This is a genomic window from Enterococcus sp. 3H8_DIV0648, from assembly GCF_002140655.1.
GTDB lineage: Bacteria > Bacillota > Bacilli > Lactobacillales > Enterococcaceae > Enterococcus_A > Enterococcus_A hulanensis.
Map to the genome: position 1 here is coordinate 2,015,588 of NZ_NGLG01000001.1, position 18,438 is coordinate 2,034,025.

General features: G+C 39.0%; 19 protein-coding genes. 1 reads left to right on the forward strand and 18 read right to left on the reverse strand.

Features of this window, described 5'->3' with window-relative positions; genetic code table 11:
• Window positions 1-106: 106 nt before the first annotated feature.
• The 3 genes from A5875_RS09395 to A5875_RS09405 form a co-directional block, all read right to left on the reverse strand.
• Complete coding sequence (locus tag A5875_RS09395; RefSeq protein ID WP_088933352.1) at window positions 107-760, reverse strand: TerC family protein; 654 nt, start codon at window positions 758-760, stop codon at window positions 107-109.
• Window positions 761-855: 95 nt separating this feature from the next.
• Entirely contained in the window at window positions 856-1,251 is a 396-nt protein-coding gene (locus tag A5875_RS09400; protein ID WP_254911895.1) for a DUF2000 domain-containing protein, read from the reverse strand.
• A gap of 28 nt (window positions 1,252-1,279) precedes the next feature.
• Window positions 1,280-2,083, reverse strand: a complete 804-nt coding sequence (locus tag A5875_RS09405; RefSeq protein WP_088933354.1) for a helix-turn-helix domain-containing protein — start codon at window positions 2,081-2,083, stop codon at window positions 1,280-1,282.
• A 132-nt stretch (window positions 2,084-2,215) separates the two neighbouring features.
• On the opposite strand from A5875_RS09405, the gene A5875_RS09410 reads away from it, so the two are divergent.
• A complete protein-coding gene (locus A5875_RS09410) occupies window positions 2,216-2,944 on the forward strand; it encodes a DNA alkylation repair protein (RefSeq protein WP_088933355.1) in 729 nt (242 codons plus the stop codon).
• A gap of 44 nt (window positions 2,945-2,988) precedes the next feature.
• On the opposite strand, the gene A5875_RS09415 is transcribed toward A5875_RS09410, so the two are convergent.
• The 15 genes from A5875_RS09415 to A5875_RS09485 all read right to left on the reverse strand — a co-directional run bounded on the left by A5875_RS09415 (window position 2,989) and on the right by A5875_RS09485 (window position 18,429).
• Entirely contained in the window at window positions 2,989-4,674 is a 1,686-nt protein-coding gene (locus A5875_RS09415; RefSeq protein WP_088933356.1) for an immunoglobulin-like domain-containing protein, read from the reverse strand.
• A 412-nt stretch (window positions 4,675-5,086) separates the two neighbouring features.
• A complete protein-coding gene (locus A5875_RS09420; RefSeq protein ID WP_088933357.1) occupies window positions 5,087-5,320 on the reverse strand; it encodes an LPXTG cell wall anchor domain-containing protein in 234 nt (77 codons plus the stop codon).
• 16 nt (window positions 5,321-5,336) lie between these two features.
• Entirely contained in the window at window positions 5,337-5,957 is a 621-nt protein-coding gene (locus A5875_RS09425) for a hypothetical protein (RefSeq protein WP_088933358.1), read from the reverse strand.
• Between the two features lie 32 nt (window positions 5,958-5,989).
• On the reverse strand, window positions 5,990-6,511 hold the full coding sequence (locus A5875_RS09430; protein WP_088933359.1) for a hypothetical protein: 522 nt from the start codon (window positions 6,509-6,511) through the stop codon (window positions 5,990-5,992).
• A gap of 6 nt (window positions 6,512-6,517) precedes the next feature.
• Window positions 6,518-8,638, reverse strand: a complete 2,121-nt coding sequence (locus A5875_RS09435; RefSeq protein ID WP_088933360.1) for a pectate lyase-like adhesive domain-containing protein — start codon at window positions 8,636-8,638, stop codon at window positions 6,518-6,520.
• Window positions 8,639-9,033: 395 nt separating this feature from the next.
• Window positions 9,034-9,864: a helix-turn-helix transcriptional regulator gene (locus tag A5875_RS09440; RefSeq protein WP_088933361.1), complete on the reverse strand. Its 831-nt coding sequence runs from the start codon at window positions 9,862-9,864 to the stop codon at window positions 9,034-9,036.
• A gap of 5 nt (window positions 9,865-9,869) precedes the next feature.
• A complete protein-coding gene (locus A5875_RS09445) occupies window positions 9,870-11,870 on the reverse strand; it encodes a HelD family protein (protein ID WP_242551216.1) in 2,001 nt (666 codons plus the stop codon).
• Window positions 11,871-11,997: 127 nt separating this feature from the next.
• Window positions 11,998-12,228, reverse strand: coding sequence for a hypothetical protein (locus tag A5875_RS09450; protein ID WP_088933362.1), 231 nt, complete (start codon window positions 12,226-12,228; stop codon window positions 11,998-12,000).
• 14 nt (window positions 12,229-12,242) lie between these two features.
• A complete protein-coding gene (locus tag A5875_RS09455; RefSeq protein WP_088933363.1) occupies window positions 12,243-12,830 on the reverse strand; it encodes a TetR/AcrR family transcriptional regulator in 588 nt (195 codons plus the stop codon).
• 190 nt (window positions 12,831-13,020) lie between these two features.
• Entirely contained in the window at window positions 13,021-14,160 is a 1,140-nt protein-coding gene (fucO, locus tag A5875_RS09460) for a lactaldehyde reductase (RefSeq protein ID WP_088934667.1), read from the reverse strand.
• A gap of 8 nt (window positions 14,161-14,168) precedes the next feature.
• Window positions 14,169-15,050: a dihydrodipicolinate synthase family protein gene (locus tag A5875_RS09465; RefSeq protein ID WP_088933364.1), complete on the reverse strand. Its 882-nt coding sequence runs from the start codon at window positions 15,048-15,050 to the stop codon at window positions 14,169-14,171.
• Window positions 15,051-15,118: 68 nt separating this feature from the next.
• A complete protein-coding gene (locus A5875_RS09470; protein WP_176244645.1) occupies window positions 15,119-15,985 on the reverse strand; it encodes an amidohydrolase family protein in 867 nt (288 codons plus the stop codon).
• Window positions 15,986-15,996: 11 nt separating this feature from the next.
• Window positions 15,997-16,314 carry an L-rhamnose mutarotase gene (locus A5875_RS09475; RefSeq protein WP_088933366.1) on the reverse strand — a complete coding sequence of 106 codons (318 nt, stop codon included), beginning with the start codon at window positions 16,312-16,314 and terminating at the stop codon, window positions 15,997-15,999.
• A 16-nt stretch (window positions 16,315-16,330) separates the two neighbouring features.
• Entirely contained in the window at window positions 16,331-17,410 is a 1,080-nt protein-coding gene (locus A5875_RS09480) for a Gfo/Idh/MocA family protein (RefSeq protein WP_088933367.1), read from the reverse strand.
• Window positions 17,411-17,424: 14 nt separating this feature from the next.
• Window positions 17,425-18,429 carry an L-rhamnose/proton symporter RhaT gene (locus A5875_RS09485; protein ID WP_088933368.1) on the reverse strand — a complete coding sequence of 335 codons (1,005 nt, stop codon included), beginning with the start codon at window positions 18,427-18,429 and terminating at the stop codon, window positions 17,425-17,427.
• Between the last annotated feature and the right edge of the window lie 9 nt (window positions 18,430-18,438).

The following is an 18,438-nucleotide window of genomic DNA, read 5'->3' on the forward strand; positions in this document are numbered from 1 at the left end:
TCCTTATTGACAACGTTTTCTCTAGTATACCTGAGAAATCCATCTTGTAGTTTCTCAATTTAACAAAAAAACTACTGCAATTTATTTGCAGCAGTTCATCTACATATTAAGATTGTTTTCGATTAAAGAGGAAATACATTCCCACTAATAAAATACACGAAGCGATTGAAACGATATGCCCGTTACTCAATCCACGGATTAAATGGTGAATAAAATTATCTTCCACCAGCATTGATCCAGCAGTATAAGCAATCAACAAAGCACCGATCCAAATCAGCCAAGGGAAACGATCCATTAGCTTCAAAATGACTTGACTGCCGAAAATCACGATTGGAATACTGATAATCAGCCCTATAACAGCCAATAAAAAATGTCCGTCCGCAACACCTGCGATGGCCAATACATTATCCAGACTCATTACGAGATCGGCAATAATGATCGTCCGAACCGCAGATAAGAGGGTGGTTTCACTTTTAACCTCCGCCTCTTCTCCATTCGATTTCAATAAATCATAGGCAATGTAAAATAGTAAACCCGCTCCAATAATTTTTACGTATGGTACCGTTAATAGTTCAACCGCGATCAGCATCAAAAGAATTCTTAAGACGACTGCTCCCGCCGTCCCGATGACAATAGCTTTGTTCTGCGAATTTCTCGGCAATTTCCGAGTCGCCAACGCAATCACCACCGCGTTATCGCCGCTCAGAACTAAATTCAATACAATAATCGAAAGAACCTTCGATAGAATTTCAAGTCTCATGTAAAACGCCCCCTAAAAAATCATCTTGTCTAAAATACCACTTTTTGCTGAAAATTGCATGGAAAGGAACTAATGATTTTGTTGGGAGAAATAACTCAGCGCAGCAGCGGCAAACTGCCGGTCAGCTTATTGACCTGCTTCTTATTGCCAAAAAGCGTCAGTCCAAAATAATCGATGGCAGATTCAGGCACTTCCTTCATCTTTTCAATGTATTCACTATAGGTTTTACAGCCTTGGGCGATATCAAAAAAATCGACGACCGTTACTTTTTCATAATCTGGTTCATATAGCCGTGTCCGCATCATTCGCAGAAATTCACGATTGCCTTTTAAAATTGGAATCGGAAACTCAATGATCCCTTGATGAGAATAACCGCTTTGATCAGTGATACTTTGCCCCACGACTTCGGGAAAAAGCTTGCCGATCGTTACACCCATAACCGCCGTACTATTTGCAATAATTCCTAAGGGCATGGATTCATCCACTACCATCACACATTTTAACTCCTTAATTGACATCTTACTCCCCATTTCTTTTTTCAAAAATTGTTCGATATTGATTGGGCGTCAAACCGATGAAGCGGCTGAAATAATTCGTAAAATGACTCTGATCGTAAAAACCCGTCCGATCAGCAGTCTCAGTCAGACTATAGCCTTGCTCCAATAGTTCCTTCGCTTTAACGATTCGGAATGTTTCGAGATAACGATAAGGTGTGATGCCTTTTTCTCGCGTAAATTGGCGAACCAAAGAATGCTTGTTTAAATGAACCAGCGCGCAAAGCTGATCCAAGGTAATTTTTTGATCATAATGCGTTTCTAAATAGCTGCAAACTTTGGCGATCGTTTCTTGTTCGTTAATTATTGCCGTCTGTGTTGTTTGAGTATATTGCTGCAATAATTCTTCAATCAACAAAATAAACAACGTTTCTTTTTCTTCCGCTTCCCCTTCATTCATGATTATCTGATGCAGCGTGCGAAAATCTTCCGCATATTTCGTTTGTGACTGCATCGGCGCAAGGAATTTTGGCAGCTCAGCACCAGTGAATGGCTGAAAAATCTCTTTTTTTAGATTGATGCAAAGATAGGTTAGGCGATCCCCCTCAAGACCTTCGCAGCTATGATTGTCATAGGGATTAAACGTGATTAAATCACCCGGTTCCAGCATGTACTCTTGGTTATTGACTACCAAATTCCTTTTGCCCTCTTCAATCAACCCGACGACATAATAATCGTGAAAGTGATTGGGAAAATTTTGCGACACACCAGTGAAGGAGTAAGCCTCAATGCCCAAGTCTTCGTCGTAACAAATAATTTTCTGATTCAATGGCTCGCCTCCTTTCTTTTTTCCTATTGTACCAATCCTTTTGCTAAATCGCTTGGAAGATATTGACTGTTAAAAAATTCGTCTGTAATTATGGTATCATCGAAACAAAGAATATATTGGAGGCGGATACAGTTGAAACATAAAGACCACTATAATGATCCATACATTTTAGACCTAGCAAAAAAAATCACGGAAGTTCAACCTGACTTTGACAGTGAACATTTTTCTGCTGAGTTAGTCGGAAATCTGGAAGATAAAGAATTGTTTGCGCGCTTTGATTTTATCGTTGATGCGTTAGATAAAAACTTGAGCGGAGACTATATTGAAAATATCCACGCTTTCCATCAACTTCTCGGTCCTGAATTGGAGCAGTCAACAGGGATGTTTAGTTTCGGCTGGTGGCTATGGCCGATCGGCCGTTATGTTGAACGTCATGGCAATGAAGATTGGGAAGTATCACTAGCCTTTTTGAAGGAATTAACGAAGCGCTTCACTGGTGAATATGCGATTAGACCTTTATTGAAGGATCATCCGCAGGAAGTCATGGATGAATTGATTAAGTGGAGTAAAGATGAAAATGTTCATGTGCGCCGACTAGCTTGTGAAGGTGTACGAATTCGTTTGCCATGGTCGGAAAAAATTTATGCTGCTTTAGATGAATTCGATCGTTACGCAGAAATTTTAACGAATCTAAAGGACGATCCGGAAAAGTTCGTGCAAAAAAGTGTCGGTAATAATCTAAATGATCTCTACAAAGATGCGCCAGAAAAAGCCGATTATCTTATCAGCGAATGGCGCAAAACGCCTTCGTCCAAACCACAGGAATGGATCATCAAACACGGACGAAGAAATCAAAAATAGCCAAAAAAAGCTTCCCTCGACTTAATGAAGGAAGCTTTTAAACTTTAGTTTGCTTTTTTCATGCGTTTAAGAGCAAAAGCTAACAGAACCATGAATCCGCCAATTAATGTAACAAACAGGCTGGTTGATTCTTCACCTGTTTTCGGTAATTGCTTGCCGCTTTGAGTAGTTGCACGGGTAGGAACAGTCTGTTTATTTGCCGTATTAGTGGCTTTGTTTGTAGTGTCAGCTACCTTTTTTGTATCTTCATTTGGTTTCGTCGGCTCTCCATCTGCTCGGTTTTTTACGGTTAATGTAATTGTCTTAGTACTAGTTTCACCTTCTGGCGTAGATGCGTAGAACTCGATGCTGTGTTCGCCAGTCTCTACTAAAGTATTATCTACGACTTTTACTTTAATATCACCATTCGTCACTTTGAAGCCGTCAATCGTGTCTTCTGGGTTTTCTGTTTTCGCCCATGCCATGATCATGTCTTCATCTAACTTATCGCCAACATACATCACTTTGTTGTCTACTAAGATTTTTGGTGTACGCTTTTCAGCTTTTTCGGTTACTTTTACATCCATCGTTTTCGTAATCGTTGCACCGTTTGAAGCTAATGCAGTATAAGTTACTTTGTAATCGCCTGTTTTCGCAGTATTCACGTTAGATTCTGCCCAGATACCGACAGCACCAGCTGCACTTGCTTTTGCAAGCTTATCTTCTTTACCTGAAGCATTAATCACATAAGCTTGTGCAAAGCTGTATGGATCAAACGCTTGGCCAACTTCAAGGCTCATAGAAGATTGAACATCCATTCTGATTGTATCTTTTGTATCAAGAATAGTGATGTTTACAATTTCTTTCGTAATCGTTTTGTATTCAGAAAGAACCGCAACCTCAACAGCTAATGTACCTGGTTGGTCGGTTGAATGATTTCCAGCTACTATGATATCCGCCGCTGCAGTCGGAACAACCGTGCCATCTGGTTTTCTAATCACGATACGTTCACGAATTGCTTGAATATAGTCACTGCCTTTTGGCAAGCTGAAATCAGCAAGCACGATTTCATACATGCCAATGTCATCTTCAATAACACGAATGATCGCGCTTTGAGTTGCTAAGTTTCCTTGCGAGTTCGTTACTTTATAAGTTAGTAAATAATCGCCGGGCGTGTTGGTATCAACTGAACCAGTGTACGTCACTTTTGAAGTGATGTCCCCGTCTTTTTTATCCGTAGCACTAACGCCTTTCATCGGATCAAAGCTGCTGCCTTTGCGAATACTTTGAGTCGGCAAGATATTGATAGCCGGATGGGTATCCGTTGGTTTATTTGAAGGGAATTCCTCTACATCTAAAGGTTTCACTTCAACTTTATCTGTACTAGCCGCAGACGAAGAAGTTGTCTTTTCAGCCGTGCTGCTTGCAGGAACCTCTGTTTTTGGTTTGTCTGCAGGTTTTACTGTGCTGCTTTCTGTTGTTGGCTGAGTTGTCGTCTTATTACTTGATGTTTGTTGACTGCTTCCAGTCGTAGTGCTTGGCGCTTTAGGCGTTGTGCTTGGAACAGTTGTTTTATCTTTTGCTGGCGCCGGCACAGCAGGTTGAGCTTTTGCAGCTTCCTCAGTTTTTTTAACTGTTTCACTGGTTGCCGTTGCGGTCTGCGTTTCTGTTGCAAGTGCCGTCGGTGCAGCAAGCAATGCCGGTACCAACAAGCCCGCGAGTGCTGCACATGTTAAATGCTTTCTTTTCATCTTTTCTCCTTTTCTTTCTCTTTAATACGGAAAAAGTATATCTTTCCTAAAGCTGCTTTCTTTTTACGTTATATAATAATCGTTATTTAAAAAGCTGCCAAACTCCCTTTTTAAATTACTAATACGGTTCGACCCCACTATTTAAATAACTATAACTCAAAAAACAAAAGCAACTTATACTTTTGAAGATACCATAAAGAAAAGGCTTAATCAACGTAATTCTAAGCATTAAATAATACTATTAATTTTTTAGATACACATTTAAAACAACAAACACCAGACATCTTTTTAACGATTAGTTGTTTATTTTACGCAAGAATAAATAAAAATCTGAAATGGCACTTAATAATTGAGTTCCATTTATTTAAAAGTAAATCTCATTATAAATTATTTTGAAAAAAAGAAGACCACCTTATTCGGTCGTCTTCCGCTTTTTCAAAACGAACAGCAGCAATATCAAACAAATTCCTGAAAATATCAGGTACTGGCTTTGATAGTCGCCCGTCTTTGGATAACTTGCAGTCACCTGGACATTGGTAACTTGATTTTTAGTGCTCGTCAAATAATTAGAAGGGATTGTCGATTGTTCCTCTGCAAGCGAATCCGACGAACCTAAAATCCCTTCGATTTGAATCGTGCTCTTCACAGAATCGCCTCCTTAATTAAGGCGTTACAGGATTTCCATCTTTTCCTAAAGCTTCAAATGCCAAAGTCAGCGTATGCGCTGTTTGTTCAGCTTTTCCTTTGTAGTACTCATCTTTTGTCGTTCCAGAGTATTTATATGTCGTTGTATTCGCATGAGTACTTTGAGCATCAGTATCGACATTCATTTTTCCTTGGTTATTCGCAAGCGTTAAAAATTCCCCTTCAGCAAAAGTTTTCAAATCCACTGATTTTTCTGCTGCGCTATAATCCGCTCCGCTGATCTTTAACGCATCGACGTTATCGAGATTCCCAGAAGTCACGGTAAAGTCTTCTGCCGAAATTTTTACAGCACGACCACTGTTATTAGTAATGGTGTAATCAGGAGATGTGATCGTTTTGTGCTGAGAATCTTTTGTCGTGTAAAAGATATTGGCTGTATCTAGTGTTACATTGATCCAGTCATCTGATCCTTCATCGATATTCGGTGCATTTTCATCCTCATTGTCTTGTCCTAGTGAACCATTTACAGTGATCGAAGCTGAATTTGTTCCATTAACATTTTCCTCTGCCGCATGAATACTCGCAGCACCGCCGCCTAAAAATCCAATAATTAATAATCCGCTTAAAATTTTTTTCATTCTTGTTCTTCTCCTTTTATTAAATAGTATTGTTAGTTTTTGATATGAATCGTAATTTTTGCTGCGACCTCTCCTTTTTTCTCTTTTGTTTCATCATCATATAAAGAGAATTTCGCCGTTGCAGGATAATCCCCTTTTGATAATTTCTTTTCTAACTTGGCTTCTTTAATCTCTTCTCCTGGTTGTATCGCACCTGAGGTATAGATCAAGTCCCCATTGTCATTGCGAGTAATCTCGACATTGACGGGATAAGCGTTGTGAGCTGGATTTTGAATAGTCAGCTCACCAGCTTTATCGCTGGATTCAAAAGTCGCATCTGGGGCGATCACCATATTGAACTTGCTGCGATCGACTTTTTCTTGCGCCATTTTCTTTAAATCGGCATCACTGATTTTATTAGCATCTTTGCCTTCTGGTAAAAATTCTCCGCTGATCATCGAAACCGGTTTTGCCTCTTGTCTCGTGAAGAAATAAGCACCGATTCCACCTAAAGCCAATAATAATAGCAGTAAAATCAGCAGCCATTTCTTTTTATTCTTTTGTTTTTCTTCCATTAATGTTTAATCCTTTCTTTCCGCAGTCATGGTCAAACGGTATTGAATCTTTTGTGCTGTTTTTTCGTTACCGTAATAGATTCCGGAAAAGCCCAGCTTTGTAGAAGAATTGCCCGCTAAATCTTTAAAGCTCAAAGGAGCATCACTTAAATTTTTGCTCAACACACCGATTGGCTGACCTGCTTCAGTCAATTTCAGCAGTATATCCTTTTTATTGTTTTCATCTGCTGAAGGTAATAACTGGATTCCTCCAGGATTTGACAGCTCTTGAAAATCAGTCGCTTGAATAGCAACCGGAAAAGAGCTGTGATTGTCGATCGAATAATCTCCTGCCTCATGGACTTTTTGCTGATCATCCGATTTATCTGAATAGAAAGCGACCTCTACTGGAAAACTGACGTTAATCATTTCCTGCTCCGTCTTAAATGGTACTTCCAGCCACTCACTTGATTGGCTATCGGGATCACAGACGATACGGACATACAGAAAATATTCAGTTCTATCCTTCAGATTTGAAAATGTAACTTGTTGATCTAAATTGGACGTTTGCTGCTGTTCAATAAAACCATCACCCTCTGCTGAAGGATCATCGGTTTTCTTATCGTACAGCTTAAAATCTATACTTTTGATCAGATCATCGTTTCCATGCAGTTGATAGTCAGCCAATTGAAACGACGCATCATGGGTGTCTATTTCTTGATTAACCGCCAATAGCTCAACTGGTGGATTCAGACGATTTAGTGTAATGCTTTCTGCATTTTTCAGCGCCGTTTTCTCATCAGCTGTAAAATCAGGGGTATTTGGACCAGCAGAACGCGAAATCGTTGAGGTTGCAACACTCCATGTTCCAGCATCTAGCTGAGGTGTCAGTTTCAACGATGAAGCTGGTTCGTTGGTCACTACTTCATAGCCATTCGTATCTTCTCCAAAAGCAGAAAAGATAAACTTACTCGATGCATTCGTGAATCCGATCGGGTTATAAGCGGTTCCTGTTTTCGCTTTAAATCGAATGCGTTTTGCATTATCGATCTCAAAGGCAGAATTTGCACCAACAGCTCGATCAAAAACTGACTCATCTTGACTTACCTCAAAATCCCCAACAGAATCTGGCAGAAATTTAAGTGCGCTGCCTGCTGCTAATCGCATATAACGAGGATAATTGACTGAGAATTCCGCACCCTCTCCTACTGTAATAAAAGCTGGTTTATCGAAATAGTAAAAATACCCCTTCGCTGAGTTCGTTCCCATTACCGAAAATTTTGAATTCTTCGCTAAAGTAATCACACTATTGTTTGTTCCGTCAGCATAAATGAAATGATGATTTGAAGTGATATCGACCTCCGCGCCTTCACCAACAGTAATACTGCTAGAACTTCCCGGCATCCATAAACTTCCTAATGCATCATTCGTATTTTGGACGATGGTCGTGTGACTTCCTACTGCAAATTCATAGTTGTTGCATTCCGCAAACTCCTGTCCTGTCGCTGTCGAACCATCTCCATTTTGCTGCATGAATTGGTTGGTTCCATGAAAATAGATCTTGCTATTGATATTTCTAAGATAAAAGGGTTGTGCACTTTGATTCGAGTAATAATTCACGTTTTCAATATGTAATTGTGTTGCCGTTTCACTTTGCATAATTCCATAAAGGCCAACTGCCGGTACTGTATAATCCGCTGAGCCAAACGTCACATTTTGTAACTTAATCGTTAATCCCCCAGTTGTCGTATACAGCCCCTTATTTGAGTTTAAATTCCCACCATTATAAGAAATCTGGCGATTATTTCCATCAATGGTGACATTTCCTGTGATAGGAATGGCTGTATTTCCAAAGTCAAAGACTTCCGTAGAATCCGCTAGTTTTATGTACGGTTCTTTATTTTTTAACGCAGTCTGCAATTCACTAACAGAAGAAACGACCGCCCATGATTCCTCATACGACTGATTCTCAATAACCATCTCACTATTCTCAGTTGTACTTACTTGCTCTTCTGAACTTTGTTGTGTGTGTTCAGTCACTAAATCTTCAGTACTTAAGCTTTCAGCCTGAACAAGAGTTTTAGAAAGACAAATACTTAAAACAGTGAAGAACAAAATTAAAATAATGTTAGCCTTGTATTTATTCATTACTACCAACCCCAAAGGTTTATAAAATTCGCCAGTAATAGTAATATAAATAAAAAGTAACGACATAACAAATCCAAAAAAAGTAAAACTATACAATAACCAATGTTACTGAACTTTGTTACGTAATTCGTTAATTGTTTATAATAACTATCAATAAATAATAATAGAGATTAGATTCATTTCCCATCTCCTCCATTTTTTAAAGAAAACGGACTGATCATGCAGATTTTTTAGAAAATCCAACAGTTTTCCTCTATTTATTGCTATTGCTTTTTTATCATTTCGTTTTTTAAAAGAGCATTTTGAAGAATTTAGACCAAAATTTGATAGGTTAAAGTTTAAGTTTTCACAAAAAAACAGCCTAATTCATCATTAAGCTGTCTGACTTTATTGATTCAGTTAATAGCAGATAAGGGTAAAATCATTTTTTCTGTCGGATAGTTGACCTCAATAATTTCTTCACTAGGAACAAAGCCTAACTTCAACAAACGTTGCCGATGACCAATATCCAGTTTGTCTAACGACCGGAAAGTTGTCGTATAAAGAGCCGTCGGTCGTTTTTCGTAAACCAACTTCATGATTAATTTCTGCTCGACCTCGAGTTCCCAGCAAAAGGGGAGGACTGTGAGATTTTCGATTTTTTGTTTTCGAAAGTCATATAGGAGCAAGCCTATGATTCGCCCTTTTGCCCAAGCAAGATAGCAGTTTTTCTCTTTGATAAATTTTTTGAGTGAGTGCAGATACTCCTGCTTTTCCAAATAAGGCAAGGCTCCCCGCATCAATTGAGCAAAATACAGAATTTTCTCTTGATCTCTTAGTCTTCCCTGTTGAACAATTATATCTTCTTCTTCGGCCCATATTAAATAGTCCGAAATAGTATAGGGTTCTTCAATAAAGAATTCTTTGTTCTGTAATCGATAACGCTTAGGAGTGAGCTTGAAAAGTTCTTCGAAAGCCTTGGTGAACGCTTGTTGACTTTGATATCCCATCTGAAACGCTACCTCAATAATTCTTTGGTCCGAATAAAGCAGAGCTTTGGCCGCTTCGTTTAATCGCCTGCGCTTGACATAGTTATAAAGGGATTGTTGAGTGATAGCTTTGAATTCATGCAGTAAATAGAACTTTGAATAGTCAAGCTGCTTGGTTAAATCTTCAAGAGTCACTCGCTCTTGCAAATGTTCTTCAATGTATTCCGTAATCCCTGCGACCAACTGGGAATTATTCATGTTTCTCACTTCCTTTGAAGAAAATAGAGGGCATGCATGGCTCGTGTCGCTGCGATAAATAATTGCTGCTTTCCTAATAAACCAGGATAATTTTCCTCATCAGCGTCAACAATAATCACTGCATCAAACTCCAAACCCTTCGACTGAACCAGCGGGCAAATGGAAAGATGTTCCTGCAAGCTCGCTGATTCATCTGCAAGTATTCCGCAGTCAATTCCTCGCTCTTTCAGTAACTTCAGCCATTCATTTGCTCTTGATAAAGTTTTCGTTATCAACGCAATCGTGGTCAGCCCTTCGCCTCTTAACTGCTCTGTTATGTCTATTATACTTGAAACTTCTTCCGCTCGAGAATGAACGATTCGCTTTTGTGGTTCCCGACCATGGCGCAAGACTGGTTCAATTGTTTGATCATCGATGATTTTTTTAGCACAAGAAATAATTTCATAGGTTGATCGATAACTCTTCGTAAGAAAAATCGATTGCGCTTTAGGATAGCATGTCTGCAATTCACCTAAGTTCATTTCATTAATCGTTGTCAAAGATTGAGTAAAATCCCCAATCAATAAAACTGGACAGGAGAATAATTTCTTGAATACCTCATATTGGATCGGCGTATAATCCTGCATTTCATCAATAATCAAATAACGAATCTGCGAAAACTCGTCGATTCCTTCAATAAATAAACGAATATAAATGATGGGAAATAAATCAGAATAACTAACCAGCTTTTTAATTGAGAAATTCTGTTCTGCTAAAAAATAATGATACAGCTTCGTACTTGTCGTATAATTGAACATTTTCTTCAAACGGTTAAACAATTGCTTTTTCGTCGGCTTTCGCTTCGGCTGAAAAGGGCGGCTGCGCAGATTTTCTAATATATCTTCTGCAATAAGTCGGAAGCGTTCAAATATCGGTTTCTTCTGATATGCCTTATAGCGCTTCAGAATGTATTCCGCGTCATAATCATAATCGCCAATCGTAATCGTCTGCGGTGTAAACCTTTCAAGTTCTCTGAGATATTCTTTCAAATTTTCGACACATCGTTTAGTAGCAAGATAGCTGATTCGTTCACTTAATTGCAACTGGTCATCGAGGTATAAGGCTTCGATCTCTTGAAACCGCGAAGGCACCTTCATGATACCTGAAACTGTCTGACCAAATTCGTCGATGGTCCATTCAGTTACTGGGTCTTCTCCTAGTTCTGGCAATACTTGCGCAATAAACTGGCTAAACGTACGATTGGGTGAAAGGATCATCAACTGATCAGAAGTGATACGATCACGAAAATGATAGAGCAAAAAAGCGATGCGGTGTAAAGCAATCGAAGTTTTACCTGAACCAGCGACTCCTTGAATAATCATATCTTTTGAACGACTATCGCGAATTACTTGGTTTTGTTCCTTTTGGATCGTACTGATGATAGTAGACATTTGCCCGCCTTTTTGCTGCCGCAGTTCATTTTGCAAAACCTCGTCGAAAACAGTCGTGTCCGTTTCTACAACATAATCAAGTTCTCCATCTTTGAACTTGATCTGGCGCTTTCTTATTATCTCGCCTCCTACCGTGCCCACCGGTGTCTGGAAATGTGCTGCACCTAAGTCATAATCATAGAAAATACTTGCGACTGGAGCGCGCCAATCGTAGATCAACAAGCCTTGTTCATTCGTTGAAAAAGAAAAGGGTCCAACATAAATTTTTTCTGCTGCCTGCTCTCCCTCATAAACAAAATCAACGCGAGTAAAGTATGGATTCTGCTTTTGCTTTTCTAACCGAATCAGTTGTTTGCCACTGACCGATTCAGCTAATTGCTGCTGATCCAACAGCCGCGAATTGATAAACATTTCATGAGGATCGATCTCCCCCTTATAATCGACTAGGTACTGATGAAACTGCTGCGATTCCTTGGTAAAACGAATCACTTCTTGTTCAAGTCGACTTTCCTTTTTCTCGATTTCTTTGCGAATCATTCGCCACTCTTTTTGTTCTTCCGCTAAAATATTCATCATTGATCACCTCTCACAAACTTGCTCAAATAATCAGTATAAATGGGAAGTGAAAAAATTTTTTCATCAATGTTGCGGTTTTTTCAAAAAAACGCCAGAACATAGAGCCGTTTTAGCGTTTGATTCGTAGTTAAGCTTTTAACTGATAATGAAGCGCTGTAGCGCCAGCAATACTTAGAATGCCCAATGTAATCATCGCTTTGCTAGATAACAAGACGCCTCCAGCCACTAAACCTACACCCACTACGGTATTACTTTTTACACTTGCTTGAATACTTTTTTTTGATGGTCTAGGAATCTTTATCGATACGCCCATATCTTCTGATACTTTTTCAAAATACTTCGCTGAATGATCAAACATCTTTTTTCCTCCTTTTATTCTTCAGTAAATAATTGATCGCTGATTGTTTCCAACATAAAAGTAAATACTTCCATTTGGTCATAGACCGTATTCGTAAACGTTACTGTATAAAGCAAACTGCTGAGTACACCAAAAGCCTTTTTTTCAGAAATCGCTAATTTAAGATTCGTATAGGAAAGGATATCATCAAAAAATGACAAGGAGCTGCTGGTAAACTCTTCACGTTCATCCTCACTTAAACGATTCAGTAAAGCCAAAAAATCTGGATTTGAAAAATCATATAAAAACGGGGATGCTTGATATTCACGATACAGACCAATCATCGCTTTGATAAAACCTTCTTTATTTGGATATTTCTTCAGTATTTCCATCCAGTCACTTCTTAATCGCTCCTGTACCAAAATAAATGTAGAAATGAACAGCTCTTCCTTATTCTCAAATAAAAGATAGAAAGATCCCGTTGCAATACCTGTTTCTTTTGTAAGTTCACCTATCGTTGTTTTTCGATAACCTAATCTAGTCCAGCTTTTCTCACAAGCAGCACATAGTTTATTTCTTAAATTAATCTTATCTTCCTCGGAAAATCCTTTGCTTTTTTTCATTGTTTTCGCTCCTCAAAACATCATGAATATATATAATTATATATTCATGATACATTATGGTGATGTCAGATGCAACCTTGCACTAAAAAAACGTACAGAAAATGAAAATCTTTTCTGTACGTTTATCTTATTCTTCTACACGTTTATTGATGATCAATCAAGCGATATATATGATTCATCAAACAATTTTCTACATCATGCTTTGATACAAATTAATGACTTCTTCCAAGGTAGCTTGTCGAGGATTCCCTGGAGTACATACATCCTTCAATGCATCCTTTGCAATTTGTGGAATATCTTCCGCTTTTACTCCCAATTCTGAGATTGTTGTTGGAATCCCCACATCTGTACTCAACTTTTCAATAGCTTGACAGGCTGCATCACGTACTGCTTCAATACTAAGCGTATCTGCATCAGAAACCCCTAACGCTTTCGCAATGTCACGATATTTTTCTCCAGTAAAATCCTTATTGTATTTCATGATCGTAGGAAGTAGCGATGCACAAGCAACACCGTGGGGAATATTGTACCAAGCACTTAATGGATGGGCCATCCCATGCACTAGGCCTAAACCAACATTTGAAAATCCCATACCGGCAATATATTGGCCTAGTGCCATTTCTTCTCTGGCTTTTTGATTTTCATTCACAGAATCCCGTAAAGAACGTCCAATAATCTCAATTGCTTTTAGGTGCAGCATGTCAGTTAACTCCCAGGCGCCTTGTGTAATGTATCCTTCGATCGCATGGGTCATAGCATCCATCCCAGTGGCCGCTGCCAATGATTTTGGCATTCCCATCATCATATCACTGTCTACGAATGCAACCATTGGAATATCATGCGGGTCAACGCACACAAACTTACGATGAGTGCTCTCGTCAGTAATAACATAATTGATCGTTACTTCGGCAGCCGTTCCCGATGTCGTAGGTACTACTAAAATTGGCAGACATGGATTTTTAGTATTTGCATTACCTTCTAAACTGAGCACATCCGAAAACTCCGGATTCGTCGTGATAATGCCAATCGCCTTTGCCGTATCAATTGGTGAACCGCCGCCAATTGCAATGATGCAATCGGCCTTTGAAGCTTGAACCGCTGCTACGCCGTCCTTAACATTTTGAATCGTTGGATTCGGTACGATCCCATCATAGATAGTATAATCAATCTCTGCTTGCTCCAATAGCTCCGTTACTTTTTTTGCTACTTTGAATTGAAGCAGGTCTTTATCTGTGATTACAATTGCCTTTTTAAAGCCCCATCTCTTAAACTCCGTTGGAACTTCCGCAATCGCTCCTTTGCCAAAATACGATGTTTCATTTAATATCATTCGATTCATTACTGTTCTCCTTTAAACAAATTTTTCATTAAACTATCGTCGATTCGGTTTTTAGTCTGCTGATCTAATTCTTTAAACGGTTTTCTTGCAGCTCCAACTTTATTTCCCTGACAAGATAAAATATATTTTATAGAAGGAAACAATCCGCTTTCCCAAATAGTAGACATGATATTATTCGCTTTATTTTGTAATAATAGAGCGCTTTCGTTTTCTCCGGCTTCAAAAAGACGATCGATTTCTCGATAATGAGGCAGCATAAAATTAAATGTACTACCAATAAATGATTGGATTCCCATACCTTTGAACCCCAGCATATTTTGTTCCAGTCCACCATAAATTTGAATTGAACGATTTATTTCATGAATTCGTTCCGCAAGAAACAGGTTGTGCTCTGTGTGCTTAATTCCAGATAAAATCCCGGACTCTAAAAATGCTTGCCATTCCGGATTAGTCAAATCGATTTCGACGTGGGTATTCATCGGAATATTATAATAAATCACTGGGAGTTCGACTGCATTTGCAATTTCTTCAAAATATCCAAAAATTTCTGATGGACTATATCCGAAATAAATCGGTGGAACCGCAGAAATTTTCGTATATCCCAGCCTTTTTGCCTCCTGCGCATAAGCGATCGCAGCCTCTGTCCCTAAATCTCCAATATGCGCAATCAACTCAGTTCTCGGTGCATATTGTGAGGCAAGTTCGAGAGAAGCGATGCGTTCTTCAAATGATAATAGACTAAACTCCGCTGAACTCCCGCCAATAAAGAAGCCATCAGCTCCTTCTTGAATATTTCGTTCAAACAGTTTTTCTTGTTCAAGGGAATCTAATTGATTCCTTTCATTAAAAGCCGTTACTGAAGCTACATATATCTTTCCCAAGCTGGTCACTCCCAATTCGTTTTAAAGTATTTCTCTTTATAAGCATCTTCGAAAAGATGAAGTAAAAATCACTCTAGCTGATAAATCTTTTTGGCATTTTCGTAAAATATTTTCTGTTGGAGAGTTACATTTTTTCTGTCGAGAGAAGACTTGACTAGCTGAAGCCACTCACTGAGTCCTTGATTCAGCAAACATACTGGATAATTTCCGCCGAAAACAATTTTATCGTGAGAAAAATTATCCAGCAGTATATCTACCAGTTGATCGAGTGCAGCTGGATTCTCCACGTTTAAGCCAGATAATTTACATACTACATTCTCCAGTCGTCCTAGTTCTGACATCTGCTTCTGCCATTGCTTCACAAGCGCCTCTTCTTCAACAGTCACTTCATTATCCGCAAGCAAATTGCAATCAATATTTCCACAATGATTCAGCACGATCGTTGTCTCTGGACATTCTTTGGCTAAAACGACCAAATCAGCTAACTCATTCGTTCGCATACAAGCCTCAAATAGCAGATTATTTTCACCCAATTTATGCATATTTGCTTGAAACATCGGGTGCAGACACGTTCCTGGAGCTGAGTCGGATGTGTGCAATACATGCCGAACCCCCTTTGCCCCTTCTTTACTATACGCCTGAAGCTGGTCGTCAATATCAGCAGCTAGTAAGTCCATTTTTAAGATACTTCCAGTTACAATATTAGGTTCCGAAAGTAGAGTGTGAACCCATTTATTTTCCTTTTTTGTATCCTCTGGAGCGGCATCTACTTCGATGTACACTGCCTGTTCTATCTCAAATTCTTTCGAATCTATCTCAGCTAGATAGTCGGTCAAGTCAAAATTTCTTTTTAAAATAGCGAATTCTTCACTTAGCCAAGGTAATCTGCATTTTGACAAATCCCATAAGTGTAAATGGGTATCAATGATTTTCATGTTCTCTCTCCCTATTTCAAATAGTAAACTTGCTCCATTTCTGTCCATTTTCCTTTGTCATTAAAAGAGATTTGACATGGATCGGTTTCCTTCCACCACTTTTGAGTCATTTCATCTTCAGCCATCTTTTGCATGTCCGCTTCATATTCCTCACCTGTGTATTCAAAATAAGAAAACAGCAAATCGTTAAAAAGGAAGATCGAGTAATTTGAAATATTACAATCCTCAATCATTTGATTGACCTCTGGCCATGGATTAGCATGCAGCTGTTTATAATAGTCTATTTTTTCAGGAACCACTTTGGTGACACTGCCCATGATTTTTTTCATCGTTTTCCCTCCATTATTAATAGGCTACTGGAGTGACGCCAGATTCATTCGACTGGTAGCAAGCTTCCACGACACACATTGTTTCATAAGCGTCCTTTACATCGTTAACGTAGTTATACGCAGGATCATCAAGCTTTTTCATTAATCCGCCCATCGTTCCAATAAAGGATTCTGGAAACCAACTACCGGAAAGTTCTAATTCACGCCAGCCCAACCCGTCTTCCAATAAATTGTAGACGAATTTATCGGGTAGACCTGTTGGGTAGTCCAGATAGACACCCATCGTGATTTTAATTGCTCCTTTTGTCCCCTCTATTTTCAAGAAACACTCTTGTTCATCCAATCCAAACTCATGATTATGATTAGACAAAATTCCAGCGCGTTGATATTCGCCATAATCAAAGATGATATTAGATTTAACTTGAGCTAGTTCCTTTGCTTTCGGATGTTTCATCGTTTTACAATAAACTCCGCTGGGACTGCCTAAGAAATAACGAACGACATCGACAAAATGAATCGAGTGATAATTAATTTCCATTCGTTCCACCTTAAATAGAAAGTCCCATAAATTCCAAGGTGTATAGACCGTTTCACGAATTTCAAAATCACAAATTTCTCCCAGCTGTCCAGAATCAACCATTTGTTTGGCTGCAATAATATAGGGTGCTTGTCTCAACTGGAAATTGATCCCAGCGACAAACTTCTTTTCTTCACAGATTTCAACTATTTTTTTCGCCTGCTCGATACTTTCCCCCATAGGTTTTTGAATCAATACCGCCGCACCTTCAGGCAGCTTCTGTAAAACCTTAATAATCTCAGAAGCAGGAACCGCTAAATCGAAAATCGCCTGCTCCTTTTCTCCAATTTCAATTAACTCTGTCAATGAACGACAGACGGTAGGAACCTCATATGCTTCTGCTAACTGGCTAGCCTTCTCATAATCTAAGTCATAGACTGCTAATACTGGAAACCCAGCCAATTTGTAGGCGGGGTAATGACAATCCGATACAATGCCCCCTGCTCCAATTGAAACGATTGGCCGAGGTTTTTCAGGCATTTCTGGGACAAACTCTAATTCCTCAATTGTTTTAATCATTTTTTTATCTCCTTTTATAGACTTCCGTTGATGATTCCTAAAATGATCCACGAAGCAATCAAGATCCCATTAGCAATCAGCATAACCTTCTTAGGTTTAATATAGCCTTTCCATTCACCGTCCTTCAATCCCCAAACATTACTAATTACTAAAGCCAGTGCATTGAAGCCTATCCAGCCTACGACAGTGCCATATTCACCAAGTAAAAAGGTTGCTTTTCCGTATAGTCCTAATGCAGCAAACCACATCAATCCCGTGATCAGAACTTTAAAGTATCCAACAGAAGCCCCTTTGGCAGTATAGTTGGAAAAATTTCTATTTTTAATGAGTAAGATAAGCGCATAGCCGAAGTTCGCAATGAATCCTCCGCTGAATACAATCAACCAACCTAACAGGCTAGCACTTGTTCCGTTAACTCCATCCGCTACGGCTAACTGGCTGGTAAAACCTGCATAGGAAAAACCAATATTTTGAGCAGCAGAACCCAATCCAGAAATAAAGGCTAAAACCAACCCCACCATAAATTTATTATTCTTTTGACTATCCTGTAATTGGCTTTCCTTGTCTTTCATCATCCCAGCTTTGGTCAAGACAATGACACCTGCGATCATGATGGCCATACCAATAAACAAACCAATTAAAAAATTCGTTTCTGGCAATTCTTTTCCAGTAAATAATGGGAATAAGGAACCGACTGCCGCAGAAATTCCCATGGCAATTCCATAAGTCAGACTCATTCCGATCATATCAATCGCTTTACCAAATCCGATTGCTGTGACGCCCCAGAAAAATCCACAAATCGCTGCAGGAATAAAAATTGAACTAGGTGTAGCTGACAGATATGACCAAAAATTTGGAATTTCAATCGCTGTCCAAATAATTGGCGTTAAAATCATTGAAACAATCGAAAAAAGTGCCCAAAACGCTTCCCAAGAAAATGGCTTGTACTTCTTCATCCCGATACCGAAGCTACCTTGAAAGACACCAGCAAGTAATAGAACCAGTAACCCTTGAAACATAGAAAATTC

Bases quoted from the DNA above. Each gene is read 5' to 3' on its own strand.
- A5875_RS09480 (WP_088933367.1), bottom strand. From the start codon at position 17,410: ATGATTAAAACAATTGAGGAATTAGAGTTTGTCCCAGAAATGCCTGAA.
- A5875_RS09435 (WP_088933360.1), bottom strand. From the start codon at position 8,638: ATGAATAAATACAAGGCTAACATTATTTTAATTTTGTTCTTCACTGTT.
- A5875_RS09485 (WP_088933368.1), bottom strand. From the start codon at position 18,429: ATGTTTCAAGGGTTACTGGTTCTATTACTTGCTGGTGTCTTTCAAGGT.
- A5875_RS09425 (WP_088933358.1), bottom strand. From the start codon at position 5,957: ATGAAAAAAATTTTAAGCGGATTATTAATTATTGGATTTTTAGGCGGC.
- A5875_RS09400 (WP_254911895.1), bottom strand. From the start codon at position 1,251: ATGGTAGTGGATGAATCCATGCCCTTAGGAATTATTGCAAATAGTACG.
- A5875_RS09470 (WP_176244645.1), bottom strand. From the start codon at position 15,985: ATGAAAATCATTGATACCCATTTACACTTATGGGATTTGTCAAAATGC.
- fucO (WP_088934667.1), bottom strand. From the start codon at position 14,160: ATGATATTAAATGAAACATCGTATTTTGGCAAAGGAGCGATTGCGGAA.
- A5875_RS09455 (WP_088933363.1), bottom strand. From the start codon at position 12,830: ATGAAAAAAAGCAAAGGATTTTCCGAGGAAGATAAGATTAATTTAAGA.
- A5875_RS09445 (WP_242551216.1), bottom strand. From the start codon at position 11,870: ATGATGAATATTTTAGCGGAAGAACAAAAAGAGTGGCGAATGATTCGC.
- A5875_RS09440 (WP_088933361.1), bottom strand. From the start codon at position 9,864: ATGAATAATTCCCAGTTGGTCGCAGGGATTACGGAATACATTGAAGAA.
- A5875_RS09450 (WP_088933362.1), bottom strand. From the start codon at position 12,228: ATGTTTGATCATTCAGCGAAGTATTTTGAAAAAGTATCAGAAGATATG.
- A5875_RS09415 (WP_088933356.1), bottom strand. From the start codon at position 4,674: ATGAAAAGAAAGCATTTAACATGTGCAGCACTCGCGGGCTTGTTGGTA.
- A5875_RS09395 (WP_088933352.1), bottom strand. From the start codon at position 760: ATGAGACTTGAAATTCTATCGAAGGTTCTTTCGATTATTGTATTGAAT.
- A5875_RS09430 (WP_088933359.1), bottom strand. From the start codon at position 6,511: ATGGAAGAAAAACAAAAGAATAAAAAGAAATGGCTGCTGATTTTACTG.
- A5875_RS09475 (WP_088933366.1), bottom strand. From the start codon at position 16,314: ATGAAAAAAATCATGGGCAGTGTCACCAAAGTGGTTCCTGAAAAAATA.